This is a genomic window from Haloarchaeobius sp. FL176 (genome assembly GCF_024609245.1).
In the GTDB taxonomy this organism is placed as follows: domain Archaea; phylum Halobacteriota; class Halobacteria; order Halobacteriales; family Natrialbaceae; genus Haloarchaeobius.
In genome coordinates this window covers 60,470-75,154 of the sequence record NZ_JANJYH010000005.1, presented here as the reverse complement: position 1 = coordinate 75,154, position 14,685 = coordinate 60,470, and the positions used below count along the sequence as shown (strand labels likewise).

General features: G+C 66.1%; 13 protein-coding genes. 3 read left to right on the top strand and 10 right to left on the bottom strand.

From position 1 onward, the window contains the following. Position 1 precedes the first annotated feature (1 nt). Genes NO978_RS10970 through NO978_RS10955 form a run of 4 tightly spaced genes read right to left on the bottom strand, consistent with a single transcriptional unit; the run spans position 2 to position 2,900 of the window. On the bottom strand, positions 2 to 181 hold the full coding sequence (locus tag NO978_RS10970) for a hypothetical protein (protein ID WP_257299634.1): 180 nt from the start codon (positions 179 to 181) through the stop codon (positions 2 to 4). Next, positions 178 to 552 carry a hypothetical protein gene (locus tag NO978_RS10965; RefSeq protein ID WP_257299633.1) on the bottom strand — a complete coding sequence of 125 codons (375 nt, stop codon included), beginning with the start codon at positions 550 to 552 and terminating at the stop codon, positions 178 to 180. Before NO978_RS10965 ends, NO978_RS10970 begins: the two co-directional genes overlap by 4 nt. Continuing rightward, positions 553 to 1,737: a signal peptidase I gene (locus tag NO978_RS10960; protein ID WP_257299632.1), complete on the bottom strand. Its 1,185-nt coding sequence runs from the start codon at positions 1,735 to 1,737 to the stop codon at positions 553 to 555. Further along, positions 1,737 to 2,900, bottom strand: a complete 1,164-nt coding sequence (locus tag NO978_RS10955) for a hypothetical protein (RefSeq protein WP_257299631.1) — start codon at positions 2,898 to 2,900, stop codon at positions 1,737 to 1,739. Before NO978_RS10955 ends, NO978_RS10960 begins: the two co-directional genes overlap by 1 nt. A gap of 556 nt (positions 2,901 to 3,456) precedes the next feature. Between NO978_RS10955 and NO978_RS10950 the strand changes: the two genes are divergently transcribed. Next, positions 3,457 to 4,098 (top strand): hypothetical protein, encoded by a 642-nt coding sequence (locus NO978_RS10950; protein ID WP_257299630.1) that lies wholly within the window; start codon positions 3,457 to 3,459, stop codon positions 4,096 to 4,098. A gap of 64 nt (positions 4,099 to 4,162) precedes the next feature. Here the strand turns inward: NO978_RS10950 and NO978_RS10945 are convergent, their stop codons facing one another. From NO978_RS10945 to NO978_RS10935, 3 genes are all read right to left on the bottom strand, one after another. Then, positions 4,163 to 6,229 carry a vWA domain-containing protein gene (locus NO978_RS10945; RefSeq protein ID WP_257299629.1) on the bottom strand — a complete coding sequence of 689 codons (2,067 nt, stop codon included), beginning with the start codon at positions 6,227 to 6,229 and terminating at the stop codon, positions 4,163 to 4,165. Positions 6,230 to 6,319: 90 nt separating this feature from the next. After that, entirely contained in the window at positions 6,320 to 7,951 is a 1,632-nt protein-coding gene (locus NO978_RS10940) for a vWA domain-containing protein (protein WP_257299628.1), read from the bottom strand. Between the two features lie 90 nt (positions 7,952 to 8,041). Next, positions 8,042 to 9,676, bottom strand: a complete 1,635-nt coding sequence (locus tag NO978_RS10935) for a SipW-dependent-type signal peptide-containing protein (RefSeq protein WP_257299627.1) — start codon at positions 9,674 to 9,676, stop codon at positions 8,042 to 8,044. A 410-nt stretch (positions 9,677 to 10,086) separates the two neighbouring features. Between NO978_RS10935 and NO978_RS10930 the strand changes: the two genes are divergently transcribed. Both NO978_RS10930 and NO978_RS10925 read left to right on the top strand, forming a co-directional pair. After that, positions 10,087 to 10,617 carry a hypothetical protein gene (locus tag NO978_RS10930; protein WP_257299626.1) on the top strand — a complete coding sequence of 177 codons (531 nt, stop codon included), beginning with the start codon at positions 10,087 to 10,089 and terminating at the stop codon, positions 10,615 to 10,617. Positions 10,618 to 10,939: 322 nt separating this feature from the next. After that, positions 10,940 to 11,509: a hypothetical protein gene (locus NO978_RS10925; protein ID WP_257299625.1), complete on the top strand. Its 570-nt coding sequence runs from the start codon at positions 10,940 to 10,942 to the stop codon at positions 11,507 to 11,509. A 21-nt stretch (positions 11,510 to 11,530) separates the two neighbouring features. Here NO978_RS10925 and NO978_RS10920 read toward each other — a convergent pair whose 3' ends face one another. From NO978_RS10920 to NO978_RS10910, 3 genes are all read right to left on the bottom strand, one after another. Beyond that, complete coding sequence (locus NO978_RS10920; protein WP_257299624.1) at positions 11,531 to 12,085, bottom strand: hypothetical protein; 555 nt, start codon at positions 12,083 to 12,085, stop codon at positions 11,531 to 11,533. Next, on the bottom strand, positions 12,082 to 12,855 hold the full coding sequence (locus NO978_RS10915; protein ID WP_257299623.1) for a P-loop NTPase: 774 nt from the start codon (positions 12,853 to 12,855) through the stop codon (positions 12,082 to 12,084). The genes NO978_RS10920 and NO978_RS10915 overlap by 4 nt, the downstream gene beginning before the upstream one ends. A gap of 176 nt (positions 12,856 to 13,031) precedes the next feature. Beyond that, positions 13,032 to 14,576: a cobyric acid synthase gene (locus NO978_RS10910; protein WP_257299622.1), complete on the bottom strand. Its 1,545-nt coding sequence runs from the start codon at positions 14,574 to 14,576 to the stop codon at positions 13,032 to 13,034. Between the last annotated feature and the right edge of the window lie 109 nt (positions 14,577 to 14,685).

The following is a 14,685-nucleotide window of genomic DNA, read 5'->3' as shown; positions in this document are numbered from 1 at the left end:
GTCACGCGCCGACGAGGAGCCCGTACAGCACCGCGGCGATGAGCAACAGCCACAGCAGTATCACTACGGCCCGCTTGTCGATCTGGAGCAACAGCCCGAGCAGTACGATGGGGATTCTCGGCCCCTGAGTCTCGCCTTCGTCGTTTGGCGGGGGATCAGACCGTCCAGACGGCGGGTTCATTCCCGTTCTCCCACCGTGAGTGGTCGGGCCACGGGTGCGACGTAGCGACCGCCGTCGGTGCCGCCGTTGCCGCCGGTACCGCCACAGTCTCCGAGACCGCCGCCTCCAGCCTGTGCGTTAGCGGCACCGCCGTCGTCCGTGTTCCCAGCCGCGTCCTGTTCGGCCGTACAGCCGCTCCCGCCGCCGGTCGACTGCTCGTTCGTCACGGCGTCGACGACTGTCACCGAGCCGTCGAAGTTCTCGGCACTCGCGACGTTCCCGCTGACGGTCGCCGAGTCGGTGAAGGTCGCGACGGTTCCGAAGCCGGCGAGGTACGCGGCCGAGATCAGCAGCGCGCTGCAGGCGAGTGCGAAGAGAACGTTTCGGTCCATTCAGTCCACCTCCTCCGTACTGTCGGCCGTGTCGTCGAACACGTCGGCACCAGTCGACTCGCTCTCGGCCGTCGGGTCGTCGAAGAATCCGTCGCCCCCGGCCGTGTCTCCCTCGCCGGCGTCGTCCGCGGTCACGCTGGCGGTCGGCCCGCTCCCGTCGGTGGTCGGGTCGACCACGTCGGCGGTCGCGTCGGCCCCGTCACCGAACGCCCCGTCGAACTCGTCGGCGAACCCGTCGCCGCCCGTGTCGTCGAACGTGAATGTCTCGTCCGACTCCCCGGCTGCCCAGTCGTCGTCGAACGCGTCGTCGCCGTCCGCAAGTAGGTCGCCACCCTCCCAGCCGTCGCCGTCGTCGTCCGGCGCGCCCGTCGGCTCGCCAGTGTCGCCACCCCGGGCAGTGAGCCAGAGCGCGGCGACGCCGACGAACGAGAAGATGGCGGCGAAGGCGGCGGTGAACGTCACGGGGTTCCGGAGCTGGATGGCGACCCACACGGTGTACGGTGCCACCACGAGGAGGATTCCGGACGCGAGCGTGAGGTCCGTCGCCGTGAGCGTGATCTCGTCGTCGTCCGTGCTAGCGTCGGCCGCCGTCGCCGCGCTGCTGGCGTCGGCCGCCGTCGCCGCGCTGGTTGCGTCCGCGCCCGTCGCGACGGTCTCGTCACCCACGTCGTCGGCGGCACCGTCGCCGCGTTGCTTCTGGACGATGGTCCAGATCTCCGAGAGCCCGAGGAGTCCGAGCGGGAGGAGCACGAGCACGACGAAGCCGACCGGCCGCTGAGCGAACTGGATGACGTGGCCGATGTACGGGATGGTGACCGTCACCTCGCCGATGACGTTCCCCGCCGGGATCGGCTGGGCGTCGACGTCCTCGTTCGCGTCGCCCTTGGTCCTGAACACCGTGGTGTCCCCGCGCTCCTCGAGCCCGACGACGCGGTGGGTCACCGGCTTCTCGCCCTCGCCCCTGACGAACGTGATGATGTCCCCCTCTTCGATGGCCTCGGTCGAGCCCTCGTCGACGATGACCACGTCGCCGGGAGCGATCTCGGGCTCCATGCTGCCCGAGAGCACGACGAAGCTGTGGTCCGCGCCGACGGCGCCGGGGAAGGCGTAGACGACGAACGGAACGACGACCAGGAGCAGTACGAGCAGGCCGATGCCGTGTGCGACGCGTCGCTTGTCCACCATCAGTCGCTCACCTCGAAGCCTTGGTCCCACGTTTCGATCTGACGAGGCGGCCCACCAGTTCCGTCGGGTGGACCGCAGCCCTCGTCGCTCTCCGCACAGACGGAGACGACGATGTTGCTGATCGCCGGAAGCGCGCCGGTGTCCCCGTCTTGTGTCACCGTGCAGACCATCCCTCGGGTGCGCGTCAACGGCGGGTCGATGGGGTACGACTCGGTCTGCTGGCTGCCCTTCACTGCGACCGAGCACATCGCGGGTGCGTTCGCCTCGTCGAGAGCGTCGAGAGCGTCCGAACTGTCGCCGGCGAGCAGCCGGAACCACACACAGACCGTTTCCTCGCCTCCGTTGTCGTCCTTGTTCATCGCATCGAGTACCTCCAGCGCGTAGGCCGTTTCGTCGTTGCGGAACTGTGAACAGAGCTCGGTGAAATCGTAGATATCCGGCTCGAGCAGGTCGTCGTCGCCGACCTCCAGCTTCCCCAATTCGACGCATTCCGTGCACTCCGGCTCGGGACAGTCCTCGGGTGGAAACGGCGACATAGCCATGTCACTTTCCGGGACGTGACGGCACTGCTCCGCGACGACCTCGAACGTCAGCTCGGTCGAGAGGTCGACGGCCCACGTCGCGTCCTTGGACAGTCGGTACTTCAGGTCGAGACAGAGCTCGGAGTCGATGCAGGGCTCGCCGTCGAGGTCGTCCAGCCGGAGCCCACCCCGGAGTGCGGTCCGGAACTCGTTCAGGGTGGTCCACGAGTCTTCGTCGTCGTCGGGTGGGTATACCTGCGTCACGTCGCTCGGGCCGTCGCAGTTGGGGTCCCGGAAGAGCTGTATCTCGACGACGTCACCGAGTGGGTCAACTGGTTCAGGGCAGTTCGTCCGGAGCCAGACCCAAATCGGGTTCGCGTCGGCGGTGACGGTGAACCGCTCGGTGCGTTCTTCCCCCAGAGTCAGCCCGCCGAACTCGAAGCCAACTGTCCCGTCAATCACCTCGCAGTTGCGGCAGTCGATGCTCACCCCGACCTTGCCGGCGCTCATCGAGACGCCGAACCTCTCGCTATCCTCGAAGAGTGCCCACGTTCCGGCGCCGGCGACACCGCTCAGTGCGCCGACCGACCCGACGCTCCCGAGGAGCTTCCGGCGGCTCACCGAGGCCTGGTCGCGGCTCACGGTGCCTCACCTCTCGCGGAGTGTCTTGTTCGCCTCATTCGACGGTCTCCGTCAGATATTCCTGGGTTCACAGGTCTCCCCCCTGCCCGTTCGGCCCCCACCGGACGGGCGCGTTCGTGTAAACCCGTACCAGAGGTAGGGGGATATGAATGAGCGCCGTACCGGAGAGCAACAACTGCATACTGGGATGGTACCAAGCGCCTGCAGCGTGCTAATCGGCGGTTTATGGAGTGCGGAGTGCCCCGTGTGGGTCCGCGCCATCGCCACGTACTCCATCACGTTGCAGTTCTGGCAGTGACGGAGCAGGTCGGGTCCGCGGCCGTCTCCTCGTACGGGGCCGTCGCCCGCCGTCTGACGTGGGCGCGTGAACGACGGGCCGGGACGGTTCGCCGACTCTGGTAGTGGCGCGTTACTTGTTGGCAATCGACGAGGTGCTGTAGGACGAAAACGCCAGAAACCGACGAGTTGGCCATCTAACGGGCGATTATCTCACGACCAAGCGATTGGCAAGCTGAAATTAAGTATTTGAATGTGACGGCCAAACGTCGGCCGACGAATGGCTACCCCCCATCAGCAAGCTGACGACCAGGCGGAAGACGTACAGACCGGTGCGAGGCGCGCGGCGAGACAGCTCTGTCTCGGCTTCAAGCACCACGACGACCGCGAACGCGAGGCGGCGGTCGAGTCGTTCGCGGCGGTCGACCGCCTCCAGTTCCAACACGTCTCCGAGACGACGGCTCACGACGCAGCCGTCGCCTACGTGGACGCGCTGTGGGCCAAAGACGCGGTCGAGCGGTCCTGCATGGTCGATGGCACCATCGACGCCGACGCGCTGGCGGCCGCCGACTGGAGCGACGTCCGCGAGGCGTTCGCCAGGCGTGCGTCGCTCGTCGACATGGACCCCCAGTACGCCGAAAAGAGCACCACCGCGTGGCGCCGGCACAAGGTCGGCGGTGACTACTGGACGCCGATGAAGCAGGCTCAACTGCACGAGTACCGCGCCGCACTCCAGAAGCCTGACTATCCCGACAAACCCAGATACGGGCAGTCGGGGTACGGCCCGGAGCCCGCCCGGTACCTGCTCGGCGTCGAACTCCACGACACGCGGAAGTGGAAGCAGGCAGAACAGGTGATGACGCCGTACTTCGAGCGGATTCTGCGCGAGCACCGGAGCACGCCACTCGCGGCGTCGGACTAGCGGTCAAAAGGGGGGTGGTTTGGGATGGGTGTCTTGGTTCGGTAGCGTCGGTTCCCAACCGTCGCTACACGAGTTCGATACCTTCTCCCTCGTTGTGGCGGCACTGCTCCGTGTAGAAGCCGATGTCGAACGAGACGGAGTCCGACTGGACCTCGTTACCGTGGTTGACCGGCAGCCACCACGAGAACCCGAAGCACGAGGTATGCCCCGGTGAGAAGCACTCGCGTCCGGGGTCGTCCGGACTATCCTCGAGCTCGTCGAAGTCGGTCGCCTGATTGGACGTCAGTGGGATGCCGAGCCCCCCGTTCGCGGTGAGTTCCTGGGCAGCCTCTCTGAGCGTCCCCTGGAAGATCGTCTTTTCACACTCGCCGTCGCCGCTGACGAGGAACTGTGCGAGGTCCTCTGCGGCCTCGCCAATCGGTTGTTCGCTGTCGCCGGGTTCGATCTGGCTCGGGAAGTCCACGTCGAAGAAGTAGTTCGGCTCGGCAATCGTCCTGTCGCCGTCTTGGCCTGCGACCTCGTCCTCCAGGAACTGGTCGTTACCGACGTCGAGACCAACACCCGCGACGACCACCTCGATACCGTCCTGCTGGATTTCTTCGGCTTCGATGGCGGTCGCTTCCTGCTCGCCCGGCGAACTATTCCCATCGCTGCTCCCGGAATAGCTCTCGGACGTGTACGTGGCACCGCTCCCCGAGAGGGGGCTCCCCTCGGCGTCGGTAACGGTGTATGGCGTAGTACCGGAGTTCGTCCCGACGTAGTCCGGAAGCCCATCGGTGACCAGCAGGATGACCTTCCGAGCGTCGTTCCGGCCGTCAGGGTCGTTGTTAAGGACTTTCTGAGCGAGGTCGAGCGCGTGTGGCATCGGCGTGTCGCCGACTCCCTGAGCGGGGAGGAACTGTTCGATCTCGGGCGACCCATCACCGTCGCGGTCGAACTGGTCGAGCGGCCCCAGACCAGCGCGCAGCGCCGGGCGCTCGAACCCTCTGTCAATGTTGCTGATGTCGGTGCCGGACTCGGTGGGTCCGTTGAACGTCAGCAACCCTGCCCGCACGTCGTCGGGGTCGCTTGCCCGTGCCTCAAGTTCGCTCACGAAGGTGTTCGCTCCCTCCGCGATGAGGTCTATCTCCTGGTTGCCGATGTCTATCTCCCCGTCGCCGTCGTCGTCTTTCAGCGTACCCTCAATACTGGCTGACGTGTCGGCGACCGCCATCACGTCGACCTTCTCGTCGCAGGTAAACAGGTTGTCACAGTTGTTGTCGTACCAGATGGCCGTCTGCAGCTTGTCAGCGAGTTCGACCGTCGGCTCTTCGACTCCCTGCTTCGGGACGATATCTCCAGACTCGTTGACCGTCTGGTCCTCGTCGCCGTCCTCCATCTCTGGCTCCGTGAGCCCGTTCTCGCTGGTCGTCAGGCCGTCGGGCATGGTCATCCAGAGGTAGCCGGGGTTGTTACAGAGGTGCGTGCTGAACGTCACCTCGCCGAAGTCCCCGGGCTTGACGTCGTGCAGATTGATGAGCGGCGCGGGGCCTTCACCCTCACCGGTCTGGATGACAGTGTCATCGTTGTCCGTCCGCCCCAGGTCGTCAGTTCCCGGCGTCGTGTACGACCCCAGGTCGCCGCCGCTCTCGCCGCCGACGTCAGCTAGGAAGTCACATGGATCACCCTCGATCTGATCGACTGGGAACTCGGCGAGCCCATCGTTATCCATATCCGGGAACGCCTCGATCGCCGTGTTGGCCATGAAGTCATCGACGTACGGGTCCGGCACCCAGATCAAGGGCTCCTGCCCGTTGAAATCGGACTGCGTGCCCGGCGGGAACGCGGTGAATCCCTCGGTGTTCTGGGGTTCGGTCATCGTGACGCTGAACCCGCCCTCACCGTCGTCCTCCTGGGACTCGCCGTCGTCTGCCTCCTCGATGTCGACGTTCTCGTCGCTGGACCAGTCGGAGTAGTGTTCTTCCCAGTCGACCTTCAGGTCGAGCTCCCCCGCCGCGATCGTGTTCCCCTCGAACAGTTCGCGGTCGCTGAAGTAGGCACTCGTTCCGAGTCCAGCACCGACGCTAGCAACGCCTGCTGCGCCGATGCCGGCCAGTATCTTCCGCCGTGACAGTTCGATGTTCTTGCTCATTGGCATCTCCCCCCCTTCGGGGAAGACCCACCGGCGGAGTCGAACCGCCGTCGCGCACCCGCGTGGGTCGATGTAACGATTCCCGCTAGCTCACTGGGCTTGCTGGGTGGTCGTGTTGGTTTGGTTGGTGCCTCCGGAAGTCGTCTCGGCCGGCTGACCGCTGCCGTCGTTGTGGCGGCACTGCTCGGTGTAGAAGCCGAGTGAGAACTCCGCGGTGTCCGTCTGGATCTCGTTGGCGTGGTCGACCGGCAGCCACCACGCGAAGCCGACGTTGTGGTGCGTGCTCGCGGAGTAGCAGTTCCGTTCGCTCATTCCGCCACCAGCGGCGGCTTCGATGTCGCCATTGAGGGGCACGCCGAGCCCACTTGAGAGTGCGTTCAGCACTTCGCGAAGCGTCCCCTGAACGAAGACCGGTTCGCCGCCGGTAACACCACCGACGAAGCTGACGAAATCGTTCAGGTTGTCTTGGGAAAGCCCGTCATCGATCTGGACCCAGTCCCCACAGTTGACACTGGCAGCCATCTGCTGGAGGTCGTTGGGTTGAGAACCGCCCTCCGAGACGGCCAGGAGACATGCGTTCTCATTATCGATCTTGTTGAGTGCAGTAGTACGCTGGGACTGATTGCCGTCGTCGTCCTCGTCGGTGAGAACGACCAGGATCTTCTGGGCGTTGGACCGCCAATTCAGGTTGTCCAGTGCGTAGCTAATCGCTTCCGATGCGTCCTCGTTCCCACCACAGGTACCGTAGGTGAAGTCCAGGTTGGTCTCGTCAGCGGTAAGATTCGTCGCGATGAACGTGGGACAGCTGCCGCTCGTGGTGTCCTCGTACGGGACGAGTGCGTACTGCGCATCGACCCCCGATTGAGAGATCTGCGTTGCGAGGCCCGAGATCTCGTTCTGAAGGAAGTTGCGCTCATCACTCATGCTATTCGAGCGGTCCAGGATGAATGCGATGTCAGCTGCGCCGACCGCGGCTTCCTCGGTGCCGCCGCTCTGTAAGTTGTCACCGTCGTCGTACCAGCCAGCTGCCCGGACGGTATCGAGCAGTTCGACGTCGCCGTCGGCCGGATCGACATCTCCGGTACTGTTGATCGTCTGGTCCTCATCTGGATCCTCCATCTCCGGCTCGTTGAGCCCGTTCTCGCTCGCGCTCTCGAGCGCACCGCTCATCCAGACGTAACCCGGGTTGTCACACAGCGCGAAGCTGAACGTGATCTCCCCGAAGTCGCCCGGCTTGACGTCGTCCAGGTCGATGATGACGGGACTCTGCTCCGCACCATCGGCGAGGTACTGACACGGGTCGCCGGAGACTGTCATCGGGTCGAAGTCCGTCGTGTTCGAGTACGTCCCGTTCGGTGACGTCTCGGTGTTGTTCAGGAACTGATGGGCCTGACTCACGTTCTCGACGGTAACCATCGACCCGTTTATCGCGGTGTCTGCACCGAGCGGGAGCCCCACCCGAGAACTGTTCGCCGTCTCGTTCGGCCCCACCATCTCGATACTGCTGATACCGTCGCCTTCGTCGTCGGACCAGTCGGAGTAGTGCTCCTCCCAGCCGACGTGCATGTCGAGCTCACCGGCAGTGAGCGTGTTTCCGTCGAACGATTCGTTGTCGCTGAAGTACGCACTGGTACCCAGCCCAGCACCAACTGACGCGACCCCCGCCGCGCCGATACCGGCCAGTATCTTCCTCCGTGAGAGTTCTATCGGATTCTCTGACATTGTAACCCCCCTTGTGGGGAAGACCCACCGGCGGAGTCGAACCGCCGTCGCGCACCCGCGTGGGTCGATTGTTGGTTCGCTGTGCTCAGCTCAGTTCGGCTGGGTCTCCGGCGGCTGGCCGCTGCCGTCGTTGTGGCGGCACTGCTCGGTGTAGAGTCCGAGCGTAAACGTCGCGGAGTCGCTCTGGATCTCGTTGCCGTGGTCGACCGGGAGCCACCACGCGAACACGCCGTTGTACACCGACCCGCCGCCGCGGAAACAGGCGGTCGGGAAGTTGCCGAGTGACACGGCACCGTCACCGGTGTCGACCTGCGGGTTCGCGACGTAGATCTCGCTGACACTGCCGCTTCCGCCATTGGTGTTTCCGACACCAGCCCCCATCGACAGGACGGTCGCATCCGACCCGTACTCCGTCTCGGGGTCGGAGATACCGCTGTAACCGCCCCCGTCCTCGATCTCGTGCCACCCGCTGACGCCACCACTGAGTTCGGCACCGACATCACGCGTCTGCCACGTGTCCTCGGTGGGGTTACTGTTGTTTGCCGACCCTGCAGTCCGGAAGACGACGTGCTGCGTGCCGTCGGCCTCCTGGATGAGCAGGACGACCTCGTCCGGGTTCGCGTTCGTGTTCTCGTCTCCCTCGTAGTACTGGTAGGTCAGAGAGTCGATATCCCCGATCGTCTCGCAGACGGAGACGACGGACGACGCGTAGTCTTCGGTCTGTTGGCCACCCGACGTGGCCTTTGCAACCTTTCTGTTGTTTCCAGCAGGGTCGTCGGCGAGCTCAAAGTCGACGTCCCAGCTCCCGTCTTGGTTCACGTCGAACCGATTCACACCCGTAGCGGTGAGCTGTTTGTTGTTCCCAGCGGCCGTACTACCTTCGGGCACGTTCCGCCCGTCCAGCCGCTGTCCCGGGTTCGGGATGTTGTTGATTGTATCACGGAGACTCCCGACGGTGAGCGGCTGCTCCCCGCAGTTCTGGGAGTTGCTGCCGTCGTCGAGCCAGATGGCGACCATGATCTCGTCGAGCAACTCGACGTCGCCGTCGGCCGGATCGACATCTCCGGTACTGTTGATCGTCTGGTCCTCGTCCTCGTCCGCCATCTCGGGCTCGTTGAGCCCGTTCTCGCTCGCGTCCTCGAGGAACGCCTGTGCCCAGACGTAGCCCGGGTTGTCACAGATGGCGAAGCTGAACGTCACCTCGCCGAAGTCGCCCGGCTTGACGTCGTCGAGCTCGATGACCGGTGGCGCTGCGTCGTCGTCCGCAAGCCCCGGATTGTCTGCGGTACAGTCGATCGACGTCCCGGTCATGAAGTCGCTGGAGTCGTACCCATTCGGGCCATCTGGGTACACGTCCTCCTGCGTGTTGTCGAGGAACTGCTGTGCGTCGGTCGAGTTGTTGAACGAGAGCATCGCCGCCGCGTTCGCCGGGAGCCCGACACGGGGGCTGCCCACCGTGCTGCCCGCAGTGAAGTTCGCCCCCTGCTCCATCTCGACGGTGCCGTTGATTCCGTTCCCCTCGTCGTCGGACCAGTTGGAGTAGTGCTCCTCCCAGCCGACCTTCAGGTCGAGCGCACCGGCTGTCATCGAGTTTCCATCGAACGATTCGACGTCGCTGAAGTACGCGCTCGTTCCGAGTCCGGCACCGGCGGATGCGACGCCGATGGCACCGAGGCCACCGAGCAACCGGCGCCGCGACAGTCCGAGCGTGTTCTTGTCTGACATAGTGTATTTCCCCCCGAACTCCCGTTCTCGAACGGGGCTCGGTTGTCTATCACATGCACAGATACCCCCGTAGTAATCCGCCGCCACGTCACGGTTCAATTCCGGAATTGAGGGTCGGCAATGGCCTCAAACCGATCGATACGGTCCGGCACGGTGTCGCTCCGGAACCAAGCAGTTGAGGCCGGGGACAGCCGTCGGTCACTGACGTCTCGTATCCGGTCATTAACCGGACGAATCGACCGATTGTACGGGACGGGAGCAGGATGGTCTTATCATGGTAACAACTCACAATCAAGATCGGCCCGACGGACAGGAGGCCACAGGTACCACGTACCGAACCCGTATGCGGCTCATGATGATGATGCTCCCTCCCGTTGAACCGAACAGTAGACCCTGGGGAGGGGGGAGAGATGTTCAGGACAGATACGCTATCGGAGGGGACGATATACGAGGTACTGGCAAATCGCAGGCGACGGGAGACCATCAGACACCTCACCGTCGAGTCGTCGGGTGAGCCGACGACACTGCACGAGCTGTCGCAGGAGATCGCAGCGCGCGAGACGGGCGAGTCGCCGCCGCCGCGCGCCGCCCGCGAGAGCGTCTACAACTCGCTGCACCAGACGCACCTGCCGAAGCTGGAGGAGCTGGGTGTCGTGGACTACGACCGCGACGCCCGGGAGGTCCACCCGAGCGACCGAGCGCGCGATGTCGACCAGTACATGGAGGTCGTGACGAGCCACGGCGTCACCTGGAGCGAGGTGTACCGGAGCCTCGGGGTCGCCTCGCTCACGCTGGTGCTCTGGTCGCTCGTCGGGTTGCCGGTCGTCTCGGCGGTCGACCCGATGCTGTGGACGAGCGGATCGCTCGCGTGCTTCGCGTTGCTGGTCACGTACCAACTCTGGTCGAACCGCTGGTACATCCGGCAGAGCCTACAGGGCTGAGCCGGCCGGCCGCGCCGCCGCCGCCCGTCGCACCGCCGGTCCCGAACACCCATATATACCCCCACACGAACCACTTCGTGTCTGTGGGCTTACAACTCTGGTGGAGTCGGTAGTGTGTGGCTGACGCGGTCCGCGTCGCTACGGCGTTTCTGGGCGTTGAAATCCGCTATCGTAATCGACACCCGCCCGCCGTCCCCGGATGTCAACACGAGTTAACACGCTGTTAGGTCGGGCCCTCCGTGACCGTGAACAGTCGGGTTCAGTGAACGGTTGACCCCCTTTATTGTGCCGTACGTCGGGAGGATTTCTGGGGGGAACTAGCTTGCAACTCGACCAGCCCGAACTATCTACCAGAGGTGGAACCGAACCGACGAACCGAGACACGACACTTTCGCAGGACAGCGTCTTCACGGTCCTGTCGAACGCACGTCGTCGGTTCGCGATCAAGTACCTGAACCAGCACGCGACGGAGGAACGCGTCGAGCTACGCGACCTCGCGGAGCAGATCGCCGCCTGGGAGAACGACATCCCGGTCGAGGAGGTCACGTACAAGCAACGCAAGCGGGTGTACACCTCGCTGTACCAGTCACACCTGCCGAAGCTGCACGAGCTCGACGTGGTCGAGTACGACTGCAACCGCGGCACCATCGAACGGACGGACACCGTCGACGAGCTCGACGTCTACCTGGAGGTGCTCGAGGGGGACGAGATACCGTGGAGCGACTTCACGGTGGGCGTCGCCGCGGTCAACGTTGCGTTCGTGTTCGCGGCGGCGACGGGCGTCGTGCCATTCTTCGCTGGCAACGGCTTCGCCACGGCGACGATCGGTGCGGCACTCTTCCTCGTCGTCGCGCTCGCACACACCGTGTACACGCGCCGCCGCCGGCTCTGACGTCGCCGGCTGCAGAACCACTCAATGTTCGTCGTCGTCGACGAGCGCGTCCGTGAGGTCCCACTCCCGTGCCTTCCGCCGGGCCTCCTCGCGGGCCCGGTCGCGGATAGCGTCTAGTCGCTCTTCGTCCGCGAGGAACGCCTCTACCGGGTCGCTGGGCGACGCCGACTCCTCGGTCCACTCGTCGGGAGCGGCGGCGCGCGTCCGTTCCGCGAGTGCCGAATCGCCGGCGAGCCGTTCCGCCGGCGCGTCGGGAGCGACGGTCAACTCGTCGGTCTCCGGGACGTCTGTGAGGGCACTTCCGTCGACCGCGTAGCAGTCGACGCTGTACGGCTCAGCGCCTGCGATATCGGCGAGTGCGGGTGGCCCGCCGCGCTCGGTATCGGTGTGGTACGCGAGTCGGGGCACGCCGTCGGCGACGGTGAGGACGCATGCGTCGTCGCCGTCGCCGAGCACCGCGTCGGCCGGTTCGAACACGACGTAGCCCGTGTGGCCGGCATCGAGCGCCCACGCGAGCGCGTCGCCGGGGGCCGTCGCGGTGCGCGAGCGCACGAGGTCGCCGCGTGGGAGCCTCATGGCTGCTCGGGCACGACCGCGCTCCGGAAGCGCGCGGCCACGTCCTCGGCGGCCTCGTCGCGGATCTCGATGCTCGCGGCCGCCTCGCGGAACGCCTCGGCGGCGGCGGACTCCGGGGCCCGTGCGAGCAACGGCTCGCCGGCGTCGCGGGCCTCACGAGCGGCGTCGGCGTCGGGGACGCTCGCGAGCACCGGCCCGTCGAAGTAGCGTTCGGTCCGGTCCGCGATGCGCTCTACGTTGTCGTCGTCGTGGACCTTGTTGAAGAGCACGCCAGCGCCGTCTGTGCCGTAGGAGCGGGCGTACTCCTGGACCTTCAGGCCGTCCGAGAGCGCCGGCACCGTCGGCTGGAGCACGACGACGACCCGGTCGGCGAGGACGACCGGCAGGACGGCGCTGACGCTGCCGAGTGCGGCCGGGGAGTCGAGCAGCAGAACGTCGGTGTCGCGTGCGAGCTCGGCGACCACGTCGCGCAGCCGGGTCGGGTCGGCGTCGCGGAAGGCGTCGAGCGAGGTGCCACAGGGCACGACGTCCATCCCGAACCGGTTGTAGACGGCGTCCTCGACCGCCACGTCGTCGTCGTCGAGCAGCAGGTCGTGCAGGGTGACGGGGGCGTCGGCGAGGCCGGCGTGGAACAGCAGGTTCGCCATGCCGGTGTCGGCGTCGACGACGGTCACGTCGTAGCGCTCCGCGAGCGCCATCCCGAGGGCGAGTGTCGCCGTCGTCTTGCCGGTGCCTCCCTTCCCGCTGGCGACGGCGACGGCTTCGACCATGCCACGACTGCTGCCCGACCGTACAAAGATGTTTCGTGTCACTACCCAATGAAAGAAACGGTGGGGGAATCGGTGGGGGGAGAAATGCCATCCACGTCGAGCGTGTGACTGGCCAGGGGGTGCCCCAACCACCCGGTACGTGGCGACCCCGGCTAGTAACTGTTGTGGCCGATGCGTCAGTAATTAACATGCATGTCCGTGGCAGACAACAGCGCGTCAACGTCGACGGACTCGCGGAGGAGTGTCGCCGCGCGGTCGTACGATGACGCGTGTGAGGCCCGGTCCGCGGCCGTCGCCGCCTCCCGGTCACCGCCGGCGGCCGCCGACAGCAGGCCGCGTCGTGCCACCTCGTTCCCGAACAGCCCGTGGAGGTAGGTGCCACAGACGTTCCCCGCGACCGCACCGAACGCCGCGCTCGCCTCGCCGTCGGCCACGAACGGCGTCTCGACGGACTCGACGGCGCGCGTCTCGCCCATGTGTATCTCGTAGCCCGAGGCGGTCCCCGTGGCGTCCGCGAGCGGGCCGACGCCGTCGAGTTCGTACGTCGCCTGCCGGACGGCCTTCTCGTGGTCGAAGCGCGTGACGACCGGGAGCAGGCCGAAGCCCGGGACGGCGTCGTCAGCGCCCGTTCCCACCCCTTCGCCCCGTCCCTCGACGCTCGCGTTCGCGATGCGCTCGCCGAGGAGCTGGTAGCCGCCGCAGAGGCCGACGATGGGGCCGTCGAAGGCGGTGAGCGCGTCGTCGAGGCCCGCCTCGCGACAGGTCAGCAGGTCGTCGACGGTGTTCTTCGTCCCGGGGATGACCACCGCGTCGAGGTCCGCGAGGTCGCCGTCAGGCGGGACGTACACCACTCGGACGCCCGGTTCGCCGGCGAGCGGCTCGACGTCGGTGACGTTCGAGGCACGGGGGAGCCGGACGACGCCGATGCGGACCGGGTCGTCGTGGTCGTCCCGGCCCACGATGCGACGCTCGTCGACCGCGGGAAGCGCCACGCTGTCTTCTTCGGGGAGCCCCGGGTCGTCGTAGGGAACCACGCCAAGTATCGGCACGCCGGTCCGGTCCTCGAACTCGCGGAGCCCCGGTTCGAGGATAGCCGCGTCGCCCCGGAACTTGGTCACGACCGCCCCGACGACCCGCTCGCGCACGTCGTCGGGCACCAGTTCGAGCGTCCCGACCAGCGACGCGAACACGCCCCCGCGCTCGATGTCCGCGACGAGGACGACGCTCGCGTCGGCGAACCGCGCGGTTTCGACGTTCGCCAGGTCGCGGTCGTGGAGGTTTATCTCGGCGATGCTCCCCGCGCCCTCGGCGACGACCACGTCGTGCTCGGCAGCGAGTCGGCCGTGTGCGCGTTCGGCCGCCGCACGGGCCGTCTCCCAGTGCTCGTCGTAGTACGAGCCCGCCTCGTAGGTCCCCACGGCGCGGCCGTCGACGACGAGCTGCGACGCGCCGTCACCGCTGGGCTTCAGGAGCACCGGGTTGTGGTCCGTCGTCGGCTGCAGCCCGGCGGCTCGGGCCTGTACGTACTGCGAGACGCCGATCTCGCCCCACGGCTCGTCGGCGTGCGGTGCCGGGACCGCCCGCGCGTTGTTCGACATGTTCTGGGCTTTGAACGGGGCCACGCTCACGCCCCGGTCGGCGAGGAGCCGGCAGAGCCCCGTCGCGACGGTGGACTTGCCCACGTGGCTTGCGGTGCCGGCGACCAGTATCGTCGAGGACACGGGTCGGCTGTCGGACGGAGTCGCCAAAGCGGTTGCTGTCGCGCCGTCCGTTCGCCACGACCGGGGGAACCGAGATAAAGGGCTTTCAGGGAGTGGACACGAGACTCAT